Origin of the sequence: Microcoleus sp. B3-A4, from assembly GCF_036705385.1 — a bacterium.
Classification (GTDB): Bacteria; Cyanobacteriota; Cyanobacteriia; order Cyanobacteriales; family Microcoleaceae; genus Microcoleus.
On record NZ_JAUBUI010000103.1, the window covers coordinates 1 to 17,907 of the forward strand.

Below are 17,907 nucleotides of genomic sequence, written 5' to 3' on the forward strand. Positions count from 1 at the left end.
TTTCCTTTTCATTTATTATCAAACTTTCCTATTTTACCATAAAAATTCATATTTACATCTCAAATGGAATTGCTATATTTTAAAAGTATAAGTTGTTGTTTAAACATATATTGGACATTTATGATGGCATTTAATACAGTGATTAATAAGCGAAGTAGAGAAGTAAACAATGGCTAATTTGGATATCAAAATTAGAGAAGCAGAGCTGGCAGATTTGGAATTAATTGTGAATTTTATTTCACAAAAAAGCGAGTTTGATGGATGTAAAAATCTGTTAGAAGCAACAGCCGATAAATTGCAGCAAACGTTATTTTGCCAGCCTCCGCTAGTACGGGTTTTGTTGGCTGAAGTTTGCGGAAAAGCGGTAGGATTTGCTCTTTTTTATTCCTCCTATTCAAGTTTATTGACGCAGCCTTGCCTTTGGCTTGATGATTTATTTGTGCAAGCTCCTATGCGCGGTATGGGAGTCGGTACAGCGCTATTAAAGTATTTGGCACAAATTGCTGAGTCCACAAATTGCGGGCGTATGGAATGGACTGTTAATACTGGCAATGCGCCGGGAATTGCTTTTTATGAAAAGCAGGGAGCGCGGATTTTGGAAAATATTAGGGTTTGCCGTATTGATGGGGATGGAATTAATCTGCTTGCAGGCAAATGATTTAATAACGAACCGCGAAGGCGCGAAAAACGCGAAGAGAAGAGAAGAGAATAGGAGAGAAGAGATGTCACAAGATTTTTGGAATTCAGTGCTTTATGAGGGAAATCATGCTTTTGTTTGGCAGTACGGTGAATCGCTTTTGGAGTTACTCGCTCCGAAGGCTGGTGAACAAATTCTGGATTTGGGCTGCGGTACGGGGCAGTTAACTGAAAAGATTGCTCAAAGTGGTGCTTTTGTGCAAGGTATTGATTCATCTTTGTCGATGATTTCCACGGCAAAAGTTAACTATCCTCACATTGACTTCGCTGCCGCCGATGCAAGAAGTTTTCAAGTAGAAGAGCCGTTAGACGCTGTGTTTTCTAATGCGGTTTTGCACTGGATTAAACAGCCGGATGCTGTGATTAATTGTGTGGAAAAAGCGCTGAAGCCGGGAGGGCGTTTTGTGGCTGAGTTTGGCGGTAAGGGGAACGTGGGGGCAATCGTCGGCGCACTTTTGAGTGTTTTGTCAGAAATTGGCTGCGAGGAGCCTGAAGCGCTTAATCCTTGGTATTTTCCGAGTATTGGCGAGTATGCTGGGCTTTTGGAAAAGCAGGGATTTGATGTGGGTTATGCGGTTTTGTTCGATCGCCCGACTCCCCTAGAAGGCGGCAGCGCGGGTATGGTAAATTGGATTGAAATGTTTGCTGGCGGGTTTTTGTCGGGGTTGTCTGATGATGTGCGATCGCAGGTAATTAACTCCGTTGAAGAGCGTTTGCGATCGGCGCTGTACCGCGATGGTAATTGGAGTGCAGATTATCGCCGAATTCGGGTTGTTGCTGTCAAAAATTCCTCACGCTAAATCATAGTGATTAGTGATTTCGATCGGAGCTTGAAAGCGCTACTACACCAACTTTCATCCACTCCAAGCGGACTCAAAGAGTAAAGAATTTTACAGGACTTACGCTGCACAGTCAAATTTTACACTACCCATAGTAGTAGGGTGCGAAATACGCACCCTACTACCAGCGTTTCTGCGTAAGTCCTGTAAATATCAGGAGTTAATTGGTGGCTAACAATATGAGAAGTTTGTCAGCTCACCAGTGATTGTCCTGAACTTAGAAACCCTGAACGGAAACAATGCTGCTTTGTAGTTCATTAGGGGTTACATCCTCTACAAAACCTAAAATCGCATTAGAATTTCTGACTCTGATTAGAGTTCCTGAAGAAAGTCCGCTAATTCCGCTGACTAAAGCTGGAGGAATTAATGGTTGTAAAGCTTGCGACACATCGAACCTAAATGTTAATGTCACATTCTCTACCGGCTCCAACACTATATCATTGATCGTTAAGCCACTCGCTAATCCAATGCTATCAAAACCAGGAACAAAACCTGCGACCCCATCACTAGAATTGATATCTGTAGTGGCAGAATCTATTCCCAGAACGCATAAATTAATGCCAGACTCACAATTTAAGAAGTCTCTGCCTAAGCCGCCAACCAGAGTGTTATTCCCCTCTCCGCCGTCTAAAAAATCATTGCCTCTACCCCCAAATAAAATATCATCGCCTGCCTCTCCAAACATAAAATCAGCCTCTAGACCACCACTGAGGGAGTCATTTCCCTCGTCTCCATACAGGGCATCTCTTCCTTTTCCCCCAAATACAGAATCGTTGCCTACAAAACCTGCGAGAAAATCTTCCCCTTCATTTCCCAGGATTAACTCGCTAGCCCCTGAACCCAATACTGTATCGTCGCCATCGAGCGCCCAAGCTCCTAAAGGGAAGTTGGTTAGATCTTCAGGAAAAAGTTGAATTCCTTCCGAGGTGTTGTCGCCAATTAAGCGCACTATCCCTGACGCATCTGGTTTTAAAGCCATAGTTAAAATCCTTGTCTGTTGGTAGATTACTAACCCTACTAATTGAGCCAATATGGGCTCACAAGTTGGCACTAATTCAATTAGAACCGTATTCAATATAACTCGAAACGGTATTTTCCAAAAGCATAGCAACAGTCATCGGCCCGATTACTCCCGGCACCGGCGTGATAAATCCGGCTACTGTTTTAACAGCATTAAAGTCCATATCTGGGGCCAAACGACTCGTACCGTCTGGATTGACGACGCGGTTGATACCGACATCAATATAATAGTCAATAATTTTTACACAAGCCATAGTAGTAAGGTGCGAATTTCGCACCCTACTACTAGCGTTTCTGCGTAACTCCTGTAAATATCAGGAGTTAATTTGTGGCTAAAAAAATGATAAGTTTGTCAGATCACCACTGATTGTCCTGAACTTAGAAACCCTGGACGGAAACAATCCTACTTTGTAGTTCATTAGGCGTTACATTGTCTACAAAACCTAAAATCGCGTTAGAATTTCTGACTCTGATTAGAGTTCCTGAATAAACTCCGGTAATTCCGCCTCTGGGTTGAGTTCCTGAAGCAGATTCACTTGCGCCGGCCGGATCTGGAGGGAGTAATGGTTGTAAAGCTTGCTGCAGATCGAACGTATATGTTAATGCCACATTCTGTACCGACTCCAACACTATATCATTGACCGTTAAGTCACTCGCTAATCCAATGCGATCTAAATCAGGATCGAAACTTTCGATTATATCACTAGAATTGATATCTGTAGTGCCAGGATCTATTCCCAGAACGCATAAGTTATTGCCCAACCCACAAGTTAACAAGTCTCTGCCCAAGCCGCCAACCAGAGTGTTATCCCCCCCTGCGCCGTCTAAAACATCATTGCCTCTACCCCCAAATAAAATATCATTGCCAGCCTCTCCAAGAATAAAATCAGCATCTAGACCACCACTGAGGGAGTTATTCCCCTCCTGTCCAAACAAGGCATCTCTTCCTTTTCCCCCAAATAAAGAATCGTTGCCTGCAAAACCTGTGAGAATATCTTCCCCTTCATTTCCCAGGATTAACTCGCTAGCCCCTGAGCCATTTACTGTATCGTCGCCATCGAGGGCCCAAGCTCCTAAAGGGAAGTTGGTTAGAGCTCCAGGAAAAAGTTGAATCAATTCCGAGGTGTTGTCGCCAATTAAGCGCAATGCCCCTGATGGATCTGGTTTTAAAGCCATAGTTAAAATCTTTGTGTGTTGGTAGATTACTAACCCTACTTGAGCCAATACTGGCTCACAAGTGGGTCATAATTCAATTAGAACCGTATTCAATATAACTCGAAACGGTATTTTCCAAGAGCATTGCAACAGTCATCGGCCCGATTCCTCCCGGCACCGGCGTGATAAATTCGGCTACTGTTTTAACAGCATTAAAATCAACATCTGGGGCCCAACGACTCGTATCGTCTGGATTGAGGACGCGGTTGATACCGACATCAATATAATAGTCAATTTTTACACAACCGATAGTAGTAAGGTGCGAATTTCGCACCCTACTACTAGCGTTTCTGCGTAATTCCTGTAAATATCAGGAGTTAGTTTGTGGCTAACAATAGGAGAAGTTTGTCAGGCAACCAGTGATTGTCCTGAAATTAGAAACCCTGAACGGAAACAATCCTGCTTTGTAGTTCATTAGGCGTTACATCGTCTACAAAACCTAAAATCGCGTTAGAATTCCTGACTCTGATTAGAGTCCCTGAAACAGGTCCGCTAAATTCGCTGAGAAAAGCTGGAGGGAAGAAGGCTTGTAAAGCTTGCGGGAAATCGAACCTAACTGTTATTGTCACATTCTGTAGCGGCTCCAACACTATATCATTGACCGTTAAGTCACTCGCTAATCCAATGCGATCTAAATCAGGAGCAAAACGTGCGATTCTATCACTAGAATTGATATCTGTAGTGGCAGGATCTATTCCTAGAACGCATAAATTATTGCCCAAGTCACAATTTAATAAGTCTCTGCCCAAGCCGCCAACCAGAGTGTTATTCCCATCTCCGCCGCCTAAAAGATCATTGCCCCTCCCCCCAAATAAAATATCATCGCCAGCGTCTCCAGTAAGGAAATCAGCATCTAGACCTCCACTGAGGCAGTCATTTCCCTCATTTCCATACAGGGCATCTCTTCCTTTTCCCCCAAATAAAGAATCGTTGCCTGCCAAACCTCGGAGAATATCTTCCCCTTCATTTCCCAGGATTAACTCGCTAGCCTCTGAGCCATTTACTGTATCGTCGCCATCGAGTAACCAAGCTCCTAAAGGGAAGTTGGTTAGATCTCCAGGAAAAAGTTGAATCAATTCCGAGGTGTTGTCGCCAATTAAGCGCAATGCCCCTGACGCATCCGGTTTTAAAGCCATAGCTAAAATCTTTGTCTGTTGGTAGATTACTAACGCTACTTGAGCCAATACTGGCTCACAAGTGGGTCATAATTCAATTAGAACCGTATTCAATATAACTCGCAACGGTATTTTCCAACAGCATAGCAACAGTCATCGGCCCGATTCCTCCCGGCACCGGCGTGATAAATTCGGCTACTGTTTTAACAGCATCAAAATCAACATCTCCGGCCAAGCGACTCGTACCGTCTGGATTGACGACGCGGTTGATACCGACATCAATTACTACTGATCCGGGTTTGACCATATTAGCTGTAATCATTTCTGTGCGGCCGACTGCAGCTATTAAAATATCGGCTTGATTGGTAATCGATTCTAAGTTTTGCGATCGCGAATGAGCTACAGTAACAGTACAATCGGCTTCTAACAGCATCAGCGCCATCGGTTTACCTACCAAAATACTCCGTCCCAAAACAACGGCATTTTTTCCTTTTAAATCAATCTGGTATTCCTGCAATAACCGCATCACTCCCGCGGGAGTACAACTCCGCAAACCTTGCTCCCCGCGCACGAGACGGCCTAAATTTACAGGGTGAAGTCCGTCAGCATCTTTGTCGGGAGCAATTTGGTACAGCAGCCCAATTGCATCTAAGTGTTCTGGTAGCGGTAATTGAACTAAAATGCCATCTACTCGATCGTCCTCGTTGAGTGCACGAATTGCCTGTTCTAGTTCGGCTTGAGTGGCGTTTGCGGGGTAATGCTGGCCGAAGGAAGCTATGCCAACTTTAGCGCAGGCTCGCTCTTTATTGCGAACATAGGCTGCGCTAGCTGGGTTATCGCCCACCATCAGCACCGCAAGTCCGGGAGGACGCCCCTTTTGGGGTTGTAGGGTGCGGACTCGATCGCTCAGCTCGCTTTGAATCTTTGTCGCTAAAGCTTTGCCATCTAGTATTTGAGCAGTTTTGGCATCCATTGTAGACTCTGGGTTAGGGGCGGACGACTTTAGATTTTAGCTTAATCCCCGCCAAGGACTACACTAGAGAAATTTCTTACTTGCGATCGATTCTTTGGATTCTGTTAAAGTAAGTCGTATCTCACATCTCAAATCTCAAATCAGTTGACCAATGACTACTGCAATTAAGCAAGTTTGGGTTCAAAGATTCTGCACCGGCTCTTTATCGCTAATCCTCGCCAGCGGTTTTTTCAGTTGTGGCAATTTACCTCTGTCTCAACTTAATCTTGGTTTTAATGTGGCTAGCATTGGCGACGTTCAACAAAAGCGGCAAGTGGATGCTGAAGTTTATCTCCGGGGAAAGGTGGAAAATCGCGCTCCGTTTGTGGGGAATGCGGCTTATCAACTTGAGGATGGTACTGGCAGTATTTGGATCTTAACCACGCAAGATTTGCCCCAGCTTGGCGATGAAGTGTTGCTGAAGGGAGAAGTCCGCTACAAGAGTATTACTCTGAAGGAATTGGCAGGAAAGGATTTAGGTGAAGTTTATGTTGAGGAAATGGAACAATTAAAGCGCACTCCAGCGGCTAATAAATAAAAATACGAAGCTGCTAATTTATTTCAATAAGTAAGTCTATTTCCTACAAATCAAAGGTTTATAGTTGTGCTTGGGCGATTTGGAGCTGTTTATTTATCTTCAAAGTTCATTAACCATAATATTATGGTCTGGGCGGGTTTACCTATATTTTTGGTTAATTTTACAGATGTTGGTGAACCCGCTCCTACAGCACTTTTTTCCTTCTATTTTCTTTCTAACACATGACTAAAATTCACGTTGCGATCGCGATTTTGTACCGAGAGGGCAAGTTTCTCTGTCAGTTGCGGGACGATATTCCTCATATCAGGTATCCCGGACATTGGGCTTTGTTTGGCGGACACTTGGAACCGGGGGAAACGCCGGAAGTTGCTGTAGTGCGGGAATTATCAGAGGAAATTGGCTATGCTCCTGCAAGTGTTTCTTTTTTCTGTTGTGATGTCGAAAAAGATGTCGTGCGCCACGTTTTTCATGCACAACTTAGTGCGGATGTCAAGGATTTAGTTTTGCTTGAGGGGTGGGATATGAAGTTGTTGACACCCGAGCAGATTCGGGCTGGCAAATGCTATTCTGAGCAGTCAGGAGATGTGCGACCTTTTGGCATTGCTCACCAGCGTATTTTATTGAATTTTATTGAGTCGATTTGAAAAAATTTCCGCGCACCCTAGATGGGAGCGGTTGGAGCGGGGAGATATTCGTAAGGTGCGCCCGGTGGTACACCCTACATAGCAGGGGTTTTAAAAGTTAAGAGCGAGCCGCAATCATTCCCGTTTGGCGCGCGTAGTCAAACAGCCCTCCGGCATCTATTACAGGCCCTACTTCTCCTAAAGGTTTGAGCGAGAAAGTTCGATCGAGAGTGTGGTTGACAATTACCTCTGCTGTAAAGTTGATCGTCACTTCTTGACCGGTTACAAACAAGTCGCAGAGCCGCTCGACTGATTCGATCGGGTACAATTCGCCAGTAGCCGAGCAATTGCGAAAGAAAATGCGGGCGTAAGACAAAGCCACCACTGCTGTGACGCCGGCGGCTCCGAGAGCTATCGGAGCGTGCTCCCGCGAAGAACCGCAGCCAAAATTTTCGCCCGCTATGATAATCGGATACCGGGTTTTCTGTTCGCCGGATTCGATAAACTTACCGTAGCGATCGGGCAACCCAATCATAGCGTAACTGCCTAGTTTCTCGTACTCATCCGGCTTCGAGGGAACCAGGGTCAGGTATTCGGCCGGGATAATTTGATCTGTATCGATGTTGTCGTCTACAACAAAAATTTGACCGCTAATTACTTTACCCATAGTTTATTTCCTGTTAGCCTCGCTCGATGCTGTGGTGATAATTTTAAGTGGATCGGTATGCAAGATTTGCATCTGTTCATTTTAACCTGGCAGTGTCAGTGATAACCTGTATGAGTAAAAATTAGATCCGAGACTTTGGGTTAACAATTAACAGATTGCTAAGCGTCAAGATAGTTTTATGGCAAATCCAATAGATGACATTGCTCGACAAGCTCGCGAGGGCTCGGTTGCATCGATTATTCAAATCCTTAATGACGAACTGGCACAGATAGGGGTCAGGGCCCGAGCTGTGTTTACAGATGGGGTGCTGCAACTGCTGTGCGAAGCTGCAACCCCCCAACTCCTCGAAGAGTCTAGTTTGGTCGATCGAGTCCGAGAAATTTTGGAACGCATTTCGCCCCACAATATTCGCCGAGTCAACATCAACAGCCGGCTTGTCCGAGAACACCAACTGCTGTGGCTCGAAGAAATTAGCCGCGATCCCGATAATCAACTGTTGTGGTCTCAAGAAATTAAACTCAGAAAGCCGAATTTGTTCAAGCGTTTAGCTCTGAGCAACCATCACGAACGCCAAGCTCTCGCAGGGAAGCGGGCTTTGCCGAGAATGGCTGCACCTCGCTCGATTCACGAACCCCGACAATTTCAGCGCGGTATTGTCGGCGGCATCAGCTTGACGGTGCTGTTGCTCGCCGCAGCGGCAGCCATCTACAAAGGACTCAATTCCCAAGTGCCAAACAGCACACAAGCCACCACCCAAGCAGTGGCAACTGCCCCTCCCTCGGAGGCAAAACCTGCTTTGAAAATTTCTAAGGAGACTGTTAATTCTGCTGTTGACTCTTTTGCCCAAGCAGTGCGAGTAGCCGAACAAGCAGCCATCGAGGGCAAAACCGCTCAATCTCGCGAGGATTGGTTAGTCGTAGCTGCTAAGTGGCAGCAAGCTTCGGATTTGATGGCCGCCGTGCCCTCCAAGCATCCCCGCTACACAATGGCTCTGAACCGGACTGCACTTTACCGCCAAAATAGCGATAAAGCCCAACAGGAAGCACAAAATAAGTAAGCAGGGAAGTGGGATAAATTTAACCATAGACTTGGCTGCACGGCTCTAGGTGTTGTGAAAAATGAGTTTTTGAGCAAAAACTCGAAAACTCTCAACTATGTTATGATTGATAATTTTTTGAATGGGAATTTTTGCGATCGCTGTCACTCGATCGGCGGATTTGTATCAAAATAAAAATTTGTTAAGATCGCAAACTTAAATAGGAAACATCACAGAGTGAGGAGAAGGGTGTCACTAAGCGGTCTCTAGAAAAGCTTCATACTATACAATAACAGTCAAAATTAGCGGGAATGGATTGATAATCATCCGGTAAAGGATGGTAAAGTTCATCCCGTACAGATCGAAGGGTAGAAAACGAGAAAATAGAACTCTGTCAGCTCGGGGTATATTTTCAGATATCTAGTGACCCGCCGACAGGCTGCACAAACACAGAAAGCAGGGTCATAACAGTCAAGCCGACAGTTATGGAAAGGTTATATATTTGTTGCAGCGGGAGCCGGCTCAAACATCTTAGAATAAAGGCTTGGTTGCCATGATCGATTGCCAGGGAAATCAAGACTTTAGTCCGATCGACCGATCGCCGTCCGAGTCTTGCACTTTGCATTTACCGCAAATCCCAGAACCACTATCAATCCCAAAATTTCTGGATCGTCTTATGCAGTTCCAGGTCGATCCTGCCCTTCTCGGGCGACAAATTTGCCAAATTCTCGCGACCAGCTTTGATGGAGAAATCCTGCTGCAGCAAATAGCCACTACTTTGGGGGTTGCGTGGGGGGCAGAGTTCTGTTCTGTTGCTGCTGTGCTTGACCAGAAAGTAGTAAATCCAAATGCTTGCTGGCAAAATATGAGCGATCTCCCCTATTTTGCCGGTGTTGGGGATTCCACTGAAACACCGGAACACCCGCAAACCCCAAGATTACAACCGCCTAGCATCTCACTCGAACATCCCGCTTGGGCAAACGTCCTAGCAGACGGCGAGATAGTGGCGATATCAGACTATCTTGATAGTCCGGCAGCTTCATCGCCCAATTCTCCTGTGACTGCGCTGCCTTTTCGGGCAATTTTGGCAGGACCTGCGCGATTTGGAGGGGCTGTAAATGGCATGGTGATTGTTGGTAAGTCGCAACCTCACGAGTGGTCGGTAGCAGATCGGCAGCGCCTTGAAGCAGCATCAGAGGCGATCGGCATCGCGATTTCTCACATTCAAAAAACTCAAGAAATTGCCAACTTAAACCAACAGTTACAGCGACAGGCTAAATACAAAAATCTACTCATGTCAGTTGCTGCATCGATCGACACAAATTCAGAAGTCGATCGAATATTGCAGCAAGTTGTTGAAAATACCGTCGATACCCTGGAAGTAGATAGAGGTCAAATCCTGCTCTTGAAATATACAGATCCTCTATTTACAACTCCCTCCCCCAATCAAACTCCCAAAGCAAAAGTAGAATTAGTTTGCGAATCTCTTGTAAAAAAAGCTCCAAACAAACAGGCAATAACACAAAGCGCGGCCGGAAAAAAAAGCTCAACCTCCAAAACAAAAAACAAGAATAAAACTGCTAATTCCCAATCCCAAATCCCCAACTTAAAACCAAATGACTCTCCTGCTTTTTGGCTGTCAGAATCTAATTTGTGCCGCCAAGCATTCCACAGCGCACCCAAACCCCTCGCCCTAGCTGACGCAGGCGCATTAATAGGCAAAGAACAAGAAGCAGCCACAGAAATTTTGAAACTCCAAGGCATTCGCGGCTTGCTGCTGGTTCCCCTAACGGGCCGTAGCTGCCAGGAAACAGTTTTGGGTTTCTTGGTTTTGCAGCACTCCGAGCCGCGCACTTGGAACCCGGAAGAATTAGAAGTTCTGGAATCAGTCAGCGCTCAAGCGAGCAAGATGATTATCCAAACTCAAACGCTTAAGGAATTGCAAACCGCAGTCTTAGACAGAACATCTCAGTTGCAGCAAAGTCTAGACGTGCAGGGGAAACTGTACGAACAATCTGCCAATCAGCTAGAGCAAATGCGGAAATTGAAGCTGATTAAAGACGAGTTTCTCAGCACTCTGAGTCACGAGTTGCGTACCCCTTTAACAATCATGAAGCTGGCGATTCTGATGCTCAAACAAGCTGAACTGCCGTCAGCGAATCGGACTAAGTATCTCGACATTCTAGAACAGCAGTGTTCTAAGGAAACTGCTCTGGTTAACGATTTGCTGGCCCTCAAGCAGTTTGAGCCTCAGCAAGTCCCGATTTCTATAATCAAAATCGATCTCAACCGTTTACTTCAAGATTTAGTTAGGGATTTTGAAAAACAGTGGGCGGATAAGCAATTGACTCTGAAGGTGGAGTTGCCCAAGTTGACCCCTTGCTGGGAAACCGACCCGGACATTCTCAATCGGGTAATCCTGGAACTGCTGACGAATGCTGGAAAATACTCTGCTTCTGGAACGGCGGTAGTTTTGGAGGCGTCTGAGGCAGCCGGCTATATTGTCCTGACCATTTCTAATTTCGGGCGCGGCATTTCGGCGGCTGATTTGCCCCACATCTTTGACAAGTTCCGCCGCGGCACTGGCATTACTGACCAAGCTATCGCCGGTACGGGTTTGGGTCTGGCTCTGGTAAAGTCTTTAGTGCAGCACTTGAATGGTACTATTGATGTATCTAGCTGTCCGGCAGAAAGTTCAGAAGCTGACAATTTGTGGCGCACATCTTTTACTCTGACTCTGCCGCAATTTCCAGCGGAACTCTCTAATGTAGAAGAATAGTTCGGTTGAGAAGCTGCTGGGAATTGGCAGCGAACAGGCGAAACTAGAAGACTTGTCAGAAGAGGGAGATTTGGAAATGTCGTAAACGCTACCAAGTCCTCTGTTTTGAATTGTTGGTCTGGTTGCCGTCTAAATTGCCGGTTCTCAATTGCTGATTTTCCCGAGGACTTATATTATGTCTGGTTATTGACCTGTAATTAGCGCGTGTTTGTAGTGAGTACGACTGTCCTCTATTTATGAATTAATCAGGACTTGCATTACTTACTAGGAACTTAATTATAATTGTATAGTCGGAGATGATATTACGCAGTATAGACCAAAGAAACTGAGTTTTTTAACTGTTTCAAAGGCCTGCAACCCGTCTTTTCGTACAAGCCGGTTTCTGCGTCCTGGATTGTCCCATAAAAATTGTCACGGTGCATGGAATTCGATAGCCAATATTATGCTCACAAAAGCTGCACCTAAAACCCTGCGTTGGCAACGTTCTAAATATTCGCCACTGGCACGGCAAATAGACATTTTTGCAGCGGCGGGAAAGTTTATGTTTTTTTTGTGGTGGGACGCACTGCTGCAAAATAATTCGCCTCACACTAGAAGAATTCGCGCTCATTGGTTGGTCAATACTTTGCTGAATTTAGGCCCGACTTTTATTAAAATCGGGCAGTCTCTCTCGACTCGGGCAGATTTGCTGCCGCTTGAGTATGTCAAGGAACTCGAACAGTTGCAGGATCGCGTTCCTCAGTTTAGTTCCGAAGAGGCGATCGCTCTTGTAGAATCAGAGTTAGGCAAGGATATTTATGCTTTGTACCGCGATTTTGACCCGTCGCCGATCGCTGCTGCGAGTTTGGGACAGGTACACAAAGCGAGGCTGCACACCGGGGAAGATGTGATTGTGAAGGTGCAGCGTCCGGGTTTGGAAAGTTTATTTGATTTGGATGTGAAGGCGGTGCGCCAAGTGATGCGTTTTTGCGATCGCTATTTGCCTGGGACGCGCAAATATGACCTGGAATCTATTTATCACGAGTTTTTTAAGATTTTATATCAAGAAATTGACTACGTGCAAGAAGGTAAAAATTCCGATCGCTTTAGCCATAATTTTCGAGAATATCCTCAGGTTATTGTCCCGAAAGTCTACTGGCAATACACGACTAAAAAAGTGCTGACTCTAGAATACGCACCAGGCATTAAGGTGGACGACCGCATTAGTTTAGAGGCGATTGGAGTCGATATTGTGAAGCTCAATCAACTCGGAATTTGCTGTTATTTAAAACAGTTGTTAATAGACGGTTTTTTTCAAGCTGACCCGCATCCGGGAAATTTGGCTGTGACAGAAGATGGTAGCTTAATTTTTTACGATTTTGGGATGATGGCTGAGATAAAGTCTCTGGCTAAAGACCAAATGGTCAAGACTTTTTTTGCTGTGATGAGAAAGGATACTGACGAGGTACTCAATACTTTAATTTCGATCGGCTTAGTTGAGCCGATGCCGGATATGATGCCGGTACGCCGGCTGATTGCTTTTCTGTTGGATAAGTTTATTGATAAGCCGATCGACCTTCAAGCTTTTAATGAAATTAAGAACGAACTTTACATCATGTTCGAGCAGCAACCGTTTCGCTTGCCCGCAGAAATGATGTTTATTGTCAAATCCGTGACGACTCTCGACGGCATAGCTAGAACTCTCGACCCTAACTACAATTTCATAGCCTCAGCTCAGCCTTTTGTCAAGAGTATTGCGGTGAGCAAGGGGCGGGGAAATGCGATTGGAGAATTGGCAAGGCAAGCGCGAAGTTTTATTACATATAAGTTACGGCAGCCGAGCAAATCGCAAGTTTTTATCAAGCGTTTGGAGCAGCGAATTGAAGAGGGCGAACTGCAAATTAGAGTGCGAAACATCGAGAGCGAAAGAGCCTTAAAACGCATTAATTTAGCCCTGAAAACTCTAATTTTTGCTTGTCTGACTGGTTTTGTGTTTTTGTCGGGTGCAGTGCTGCTAGTGGGCGGATATCAAACGGGGGCGATCGCAGCTTTTGCGGTTTCGGGATTCGGTGGCTTGTTTGTGTTGCGCTCGTTGTTAGACTTGTTGGTTAAGGAAAAGCTCGATCGAATGGTCGATCGATAAATATACTGGGTAATTGGGAATTGCGATCGTAGTCAGGACTTTAGCCCTCATTAAAAAGACTAATGCTGACTCATTTCTCCTGCATTTGTAGGTTATTTAATGCTGCCCAACGCTCATATTCCGATTCTTGGGCCACTAACTCTGCTTCTATCTCTGCTCAATTTTCGTGATAATCAGTGCAGGCTAAACCTGCGCTAAGCAGAGACGTTATACTCATCAATAAAATACCAAAGAGCTGCCTCTAATATAGGAGAGTATTTTAAAGTGGTATTTTTTTGATTACGACCATATATTCTTTGTATCAGACTATTATTAAATGTTTCTATATAGTTAGTCCGACCACTATCCTTCCCTACTGCTATACAGCACTTCCGGATGTTATGAGGTACAATAGAATTGACTAAAAATAATATACCAATGAAAGCATACTCAGTAGATTTGCGCTCCAAAATAGTAGCAGCCCATATCGAGCAGAAGCTGTCGAGCAGAAAAACAGCAGAAATATTTGCCTGCAGTAAAAGCTTAGTTCAAAAACTTGTCAAGCAACAAAAAATCGAGGGGAATTTACAGCCTAAACGCAGGGGTAAACCCAGATTCAGTTATTTGAATAATGCCTCAAAAGAGTTAAAAGAAATAGTTGCAGCACATCCTGATGCAACCTTGGTAGAATTGTGTGAGTTATTCGCCCAAAATACCGGAAATTGGGTAGGCCGAACAGCCATGTGTAGCGCCTTACAGAAGTTGGGATTAAATCGTAAAAAAAAAACAGTCAGGAGTAGCCAAGCAGGCACAGAAAGAGTCATGAAGTTAAGGTTAGACTATTGGGAAAAAGTCAAGGATATCGAGCCAAAAAATCTAGTCTTTTTAGATGAGACTGGAGTATTGCTAGGTTTAACCAGAACTCATGCACGTTCCCAACGAGGAACTAGAGCCTATGCGGTAAAACCTTTTTATAGAGGAAAGAAAGTCTCAGTAATTGGTGCAATTAGTTTCCAGCGAGTAGTGGCATTAATGACCATGGACAACTCGATGGATAGCCGAGCATTTGAGGTGTTTATCGCTCAATGTTTAGTGCCACAATTGTGGTCGGGAGCAGTAGTAGTGATGGATAACTTACCAGCGCATAAAGTAGATTCAATTAAGCCTATGATTGAAGCGGTGGGTGCTTCTATCTTGTGTTTGTCCCCATACTCTCCTGATTTTAATCCAATTGAATTATGGTGGTCGCAACTCAAATCTTTATTGATCCAGTTTTCACCAACCAGCACTAAAATGGTTGACACCATAATTGCTGTGGCTCTTGACTTAATTAATCCGAAACATCTTAAAAACTGGTTTACTAATTGCTGCTACTGTACCTCATAACATCCGGAAGTGCTGTATCTTGTTAAACAGGAGAATTGGTGATTTTTTGAGCCAGCAAGTTTTTAATCTCGTGAGGCTCACTCTTGATGAGAGAAAAAGGAGATTCCTTTTTTGGCACACTATATATAGTGGCCCTGCGTAAGTCCTGTAAAAGCTAAAGTCCTCTTAGATATGACTCAAGAATTCATTAGACCTCTTGCGAAAGTCTCAGGCGATATCTAATTTAGTCTTTAAAGAAAGTTCATAATTATAAATACCAGCGATCAAATTAAATCTTAATCCGAAGCGCCTTCTTCGATTCCGATATCTGGATGAAAGTATTCTAAATATATTTAAACTTCGATGTATATTTTCAATAATAATAATTCTTTCTTTTGCCAGTTGGCGATTTCAAACTTTTTCTGCTTGAGTCAGTTCTTTATTCTTGGTTTTTTTGAGAGGGGTTCTACTATTATTATGAATTTTTTTGATTCCTTGATAACCTTTATCACCTAAAAGTTCAAGTTCTTTATTCATCCCCATCTTGCTTTTTTTAAACAAACTAAAATCATGCGTTTTTCCGTTACTAAAAGCTGTACATATTATTTCGGTACTTTTTGTGTTGGCTAAAACTTGCGATTTTATTGTATGATATTTTTGCTTGCCACTATAATATTTCTTTTGCTTTTTTTTGGGACGCTCTATTTCATGCTCTGACACATCCACCGCTACAGTTTCTATCTCATTTTGACTTTGATAAAGATTTTTTTTCCAGGTAATTTAAATAAACCTGAATTTATTAAAGCTTTCTCAGTTCTAATTACAATTCGATAAGCATTTGATTCATTAATACCCCATTTAATTCCCAGATGAAAAAAAGTAGGATCTTCTCGCAAATAGGATAATGTCATTAAGATTTGGTCTTCTACGCACAATTTACTTGGTCTGACTGATTTTTTTTGAAAAACTTTTTCTGCTTTGACTATTTTTACCATCTCTTTGAATGTCTCTTGATGTAGTCCACAGTACCGTTTAAAGTCGGCGGGGTTTAACTTTTGTACCAGGGTAAGCTCATCTAATTTGGTATAAATTGTACTTGACAAAACCAACAAAATATACAGGTTAGCCCGCTCGTCAGTAACGGTTCTATAATGCCTCAAAAGCTAAGGACTGAAGAATAAATAACTTGATGGATTGTCGGATATAATCAAAAATAGCGCCCTGATTGCTATTTTCTCTAAAATTGATAGAAACTCGCCAGGGATTTTTCTCTTCTACCACTTTATCTGACCTTTAAACCTATGTTTTATTCTAGTTCAATTGAGTCGGAAATAAAAAAACTTTATAACTCTTTATCAGAAAAGGATAAAAGAAGGTATGCAGCGATCGAGGCACAAAAATTGGGATGGGGTGGAATTAGCTATATAATGAAACTTTGCGGATGCAGTCGAAATACTATTGTCCAGGGAATTAAAGATTTAGAAACACTGAATGAAACGACTATTAATAATTTAAGGGTCAGAAAAAAAGGAGGAGGAAGAAAAAGTATTTTAGCTACCCGGAGGGGTATTGATGAAGCCTTTTTAGAAGTCTTAAAGTTCCAGACAGCGGGAGACCCAATGAATGAGCTAATTAAATGGACTAATTTGACGCATAAAGAAATAGCTGTAGGACTGAAAAACGCCGGATTTTGTGTGAGTCTTCCTCTAGTAGGAAAACTCCTAAAAAAACATGGATATGTGAAGCGAAAAGCACAAAAAAAACAGACGACAGGAATTAATAAAAATCGTAATGCTCAATTTGAAAATATTGCTAGACTCGATACAGAGTATAGAGAGGCAGGTAATCCAATTATTAGTTTTGATACAAAAAAAAAGAAGTTTTAGGGAATTTATATCGTCCGGGAACTCTCTATACAACCGAGCCTGTCACTACTTTCGATCATGATTTTTGGAGCTTAGGTCACGGAAAAGTAATTCCACCTGGGATTTATGATGCTCAAGAAAATCGAGGATATATAACATTAGGCAACAGTAAAGATACAAGTGAATTTGCTTGTGAATCTCTGAAAAATTGGTGGAATAATTATGGAAAATTTCTCTACCCGAATGCCACTTCAATTTTAGCAAAGTGTGATGGTGGAGGTAGTAACAATGCTAATCATTATATTTTTAAAGAAGATTTACAAAAGTTAGTTAATGAAATCGGAATTGAGATAAGAATTGCCCATTACCCTCCTTATACATCTAAATATAATCCCATCGAACATCGACTCTTTCCTCATGTTACTAGAGCTGGTCAAGGAGTAATTTTTACCAATATAGAATTAGTCAAATACCTGGTAGAAAAAACTCACACTAAAACCGGGCTATCTGTAGTTGCAAATGTGCTTGATAAAGTCTATAAAATTGGTCGAAAGGTAGCTGATAACTTTAAAAAAACTATGCAAATTACTTTTGATGAATACTTGCCAAAATGGAACTATAGAGCCGTACCTCAAACTCAGTAATTCATCAAGTTATTTATTTTTTATTCCTAAGTCATGCCAAATCCCCCCATTCCCAGGATGGTGTCAATGCGGAGAGGGCGAGTTCTCAGAATTTGTCCGGGTGTCCACAGCATGGCAGGTTGTTTAAATTCTATTTAGTTGCTAATTATGATAAACTGTCTCCCCTTTAAAAAGCAATGAAAAGGAAGCATTCTCAGGATTTACGCACTCCGATTAAAGAAATCGGGTTTTTAGAGAATCTCTCGGTGACAGTGCGTCTGAGCGTAAAAACCCGGTTTCTGGACTAAATTCCTTACTACAAACAAAAATATGTTTGGGAGCATCCCAGTTTTGCAGCCAGTATAAATACTCAAAGACTTAGCAGGCAAGTTGATGGCAGAATAGAAAGCAAA

15 protein-coding genes and 3 pseudogenes are annotated in these 17,907 nt (G+C 43.2%); 9 read left to right on the top strand and 9 right to left on the bottom strand.

What is annotated here, in order from left to right:
- Positions 1 to 169: 169 nt before the first annotated feature.
- Together QUB33_RS25960 and QUB33_RS25965 are read left to right on the top strand one after the other, a co-directional pair.
- Positions 170 to 658, top strand: a complete 489-nt coding sequence (locus QUB33_RS25960) for a GNAT family N-acetyltransferase (RefSeq protein ID WP_333356331.1) — start codon at positions 170 to 172, stop codon at positions 656 to 658.
- 64 nt (positions 659 to 722) lie between these two features.
- On the top strand, positions 723 to 1,496 hold the full coding sequence (locus QUB33_RS25965) for a methyltransferase domain-containing protein (protein WP_333356335.1): 774 nt from the start codon (positions 723 to 725) through the stop codon (positions 1,494 to 1,496).
- A gap of 256 nt (positions 1,497 to 1,752) precedes the next feature.
- Here QUB33_RS25965 and QUB33_RS25970 read toward each other — a convergent pair whose 3' ends face one another.
- From QUB33_RS25970 to folD, 6 genes and pseudogenes are all read right to left on the bottom strand, one after another.
- Complete coding sequence (locus QUB33_RS25970) at positions 1,753 to 2,514, bottom strand: calcium-binding protein (RefSeq protein WP_333356338.1); 762 nt, start codon at positions 2,512 to 2,514, stop codon at positions 1,753 to 1,755.
- A gap of 76 nt (positions 2,515 to 2,590) precedes the next feature.
- Complete coding sequence (locus QUB33_RS25975; protein ID WP_445299560.1) at positions 2,591 to 2,809, bottom strand: hypothetical protein; 219 nt, start codon at positions 2,807 to 2,809, stop codon at positions 2,591 to 2,593.
- 124 nt (positions 2,810 to 2,933) lie between these two features.
- Positions 2,934 to 3,731: a calcium-binding protein gene (locus tag QUB33_RS25980; RefSeq protein WP_333356344.1), complete on the bottom strand. Its 798-nt coding sequence runs from the start codon at positions 3,729 to 3,731 to the stop codon at positions 2,934 to 2,936.
- Between the two features lie 73 nt (positions 3,732 to 3,804).
- Positions 3,805 to 3,993 (bottom strand): annotated as a pseudogene (locus QUB33_RS25985) (bifunctional 5,10-methylene-tetrahydrofolate dehydrogenase/5,10-methylene-tetrahydrofolate cyclohydrolase); the annotation flags it as partial.
- A 151-nt stretch (positions 3,994 to 4,144) separates the two neighbouring features.
- Positions 4,145 to 4,906 carry a calcium-binding protein gene (locus QUB33_RS25990; RefSeq protein WP_333356347.1) on the bottom strand — a complete coding sequence of 254 codons (762 nt, stop codon included), beginning with the start codon at positions 4,904 to 4,906 and terminating at the stop codon, positions 4,145 to 4,147.
- Positions 4,907 to 4,979: 73 nt separating this feature from the next.
- Positions 4,980 to 5,858 (bottom strand): bifunctional methylenetetrahydrofolate dehydrogenase/methenyltetrahydrofolate cyclohydrolase FolD, encoded by an 879-nt coding sequence (gene folD, locus QUB33_RS25995; protein ID WP_333356350.1) that lies wholly within the window; start codon positions 5,856 to 5,858, stop codon positions 4,980 to 4,982.
- Between the two features lie 151 nt (positions 5,859 to 6,009).
- Here folD and QUB33_RS26000 point away from each other — a divergent pair, with 151 nt between their 5' ends.
- The gene (locus QUB33_RS26000; RefSeq protein ID WP_242722186.1) at positions 6,010 to 6,435 is read left to right on the top strand and encodes a DNA-binding protein; all 426 of its coding nucleotides are present in this window, start codon (positions 6,010 to 6,012) and stop codon (positions 6,433 to 6,435) included.
- 221 nt (positions 6,436 to 6,656) lie between these two features.
- Complete coding sequence (locus QUB33_RS26005; RefSeq protein ID WP_190658201.1) at positions 6,657 to 7,079, top strand: NUDIX hydrolase; 423 nt, start codon at positions 6,657 to 6,659, stop codon at positions 7,077 to 7,079.
- Between the two features lie 97 nt (positions 7,080 to 7,176).
- Here QUB33_RS26005 and QUB33_RS26010 read toward each other — a convergent pair whose 3' ends face one another.
- Positions 7,177 to 7,725, bottom strand: coding sequence for a LeuD/DmdB family oxidoreductase small subunit (locus tag QUB33_RS26010; protein ID WP_333356353.1), 549 nt, complete (start codon positions 7,723 to 7,725; stop codon positions 7,177 to 7,179).
- Positions 7,726 to 7,903: 178 nt separating this feature from the next.
- On the opposite strand from QUB33_RS26010, the gene QUB33_RS26015 reads away from it, so the two are divergent.
- Entirely contained in the window at positions 7,904 to 8,782 is an 879-nt protein-coding gene (locus tag QUB33_RS26015; RefSeq protein ID WP_333356357.1) for a hypothetical protein, read from the top strand.
- A 391-nt stretch (positions 8,783 to 9,173) separates the two neighbouring features.
- On the opposite strand, the gene QUB33_RS26020 is transcribed toward QUB33_RS26015, so the two are convergent.
- Positions 9,174 to 9,386 (bottom strand): hypothetical protein, encoded by a 213-nt coding sequence (locus tag QUB33_RS26020; protein WP_333356360.1) that lies wholly within the window; start codon positions 9,384 to 9,386, stop codon positions 9,174 to 9,176.
- Positions 9,387 to 9,437: 51 nt separating this feature from the next.
- On the opposite strand from QUB33_RS26020, the gene QUB33_RS26025 reads away from it, so the two are divergent.
- The 3 genes from QUB33_RS26025 to QUB33_RS26035 all read left to right on the top strand — a co-directional run bounded on the left by QUB33_RS26025 (position 9,438) and on the right by QUB33_RS26035 (position 15,027).
- Positions 9,438 to 11,540 (top strand): GAF domain-containing sensor histidine kinase, encoded by a 2,103-nt coding sequence (locus tag QUB33_RS26025; RefSeq protein WP_333356363.1) that lies wholly within the window; start codon positions 9,438 to 9,440, stop codon positions 11,538 to 11,540.
- A gap of 442 nt (positions 11,541 to 11,982) precedes the next feature.
- The gene (locus QUB33_RS26030; protein WP_333356366.1) at positions 11,983 to 13,662 is read left to right on the top strand and encodes an AarF/ABC1/UbiB kinase family protein; all 1,680 of its coding nucleotides are present in this window, start codon (positions 11,983 to 11,985) and stop codon (positions 13,660 to 13,662) included.
- A gap of 396 nt (positions 13,663 to 14,058) precedes the next feature.
- On the top strand, positions 14,059 to 15,027 hold the full coding sequence (locus QUB33_RS26035) for an IS630 family transposase (RefSeq protein ID WP_333356368.1): 969 nt from the start codon (positions 14,059 to 14,061) through the stop codon (positions 15,025 to 15,027).
- A gap of 207 nt (positions 15,028 to 15,234) precedes the next feature.
- Here the strand turns inward: QUB33_RS26035 and QUB33_RS26040 are convergent.
- Positions 15,235 to 16,070, bottom strand: a pseudogene (locus QUB33_RS26040) (IS5 family transposase).
- A gap of 555 nt (positions 16,071 to 16,625) precedes the next feature.
- On the opposite strand from QUB33_RS26040, the pseudogene QUB33_RS26045 reads away from it, so the two are divergent.
- A pseudogene (locus QUB33_RS26045) lies at positions 16,626 to 17,515 on the top strand (ISAzo13 family transposase).
- Positions 17,516 to 17,907: the final 392 nt, after the last annotated feature.

Bases quoted from the DNA above. Each gene is read 5' to 3' on its own strand.
- QUB33_RS25980 (WP_333356344.1), bottom strand. From the start codon at position 3,731: ATGGCTTTAAAACCAGATCCATCAGGGGCATTGCGCTTAATTGGCGAC.
- QUB33_RS26030 (WP_333356366.1), top strand. From the start codon at position 11,983: ATGCTCACAAAAGCTGCACCTAAAACCCTGCGTTGGCAACGTTCTAAA.
- QUB33_RS25975 (WP_445299560.1), bottom strand. From the start codon at position 2,809: ATGGCTTGTGTAAAAATTATTGACTATTATATTGATGTCGGTATCAAC.
- QUB33_RS26005 (WP_190658201.1), top strand. From the start codon at position 6,657: ATGACTAAAATTCACGTTGCGATCGCGATTTTGTACCGAGAGGGCAAG.
- folD (WP_333356350.1), bottom strand. From the start codon at position 5,858: ATGGATGCCAAAACTGCTCAAATACTAGATGGCAAAGCTTTAGCGACA.
- QUB33_RS25960 (WP_333356331.1), top strand. From the start codon at position 170: ATGGCTAATTTGGATATCAAAATTAGAGAAGCAGAGCTGGCAGATTTG.
- QUB33_RS26000 (WP_242722186.1), top strand. From the start codon at position 6,010: ATGACTACTGCAATTAAGCAAGTTTGGGTTCAAAGATTCTGCACCGGC.
- QUB33_RS26020 (WP_333356360.1), bottom strand. From the start codon at position 9,386: ATGCAAAGTGCAAGACTCGGACGGCGATCGGTCGATCGGACTAAAGTC.
- QUB33_RS26025 (WP_333356363.1), top strand. From the start codon at position 9,438: ATGCAGTTCCAGGTCGATCCTGCCCTTCTCGGGCGACAAATTTGCCAA.
- QUB33_RS25990 (WP_333356347.1), bottom strand. From the start codon at position 4,906: ATGGCTTTAAAACCGGATGCGTCAGGGGCATTGCGCTTAATTGGCGAC.
- QUB33_RS25970 (WP_333356338.1), bottom strand. From the start codon at position 2,514: ATGGCTTTAAAACCAGATGCGTCAGGGATAGTGCGCTTAATTGGCGAC.
- QUB33_RS26015 (WP_333356357.1), top strand. From the start codon at position 7,904: ATGGCAAATCCAATAGATGACATTGCTCGACAAGCTCGCGAGGGCTCG.
- QUB33_RS26010 (WP_333356353.1), bottom strand. From the start codon at position 7,725: ATGGGTAAAGTAATTAGCGGTCAAATTTTTGTTGTAGACGACAACATC.
- QUB33_RS25965 (WP_333356335.1), top strand. From the start codon at position 723: ATGTCACAAGATTTTTGGAATTCAGTGCTTTATGAGGGAAATCATGCT.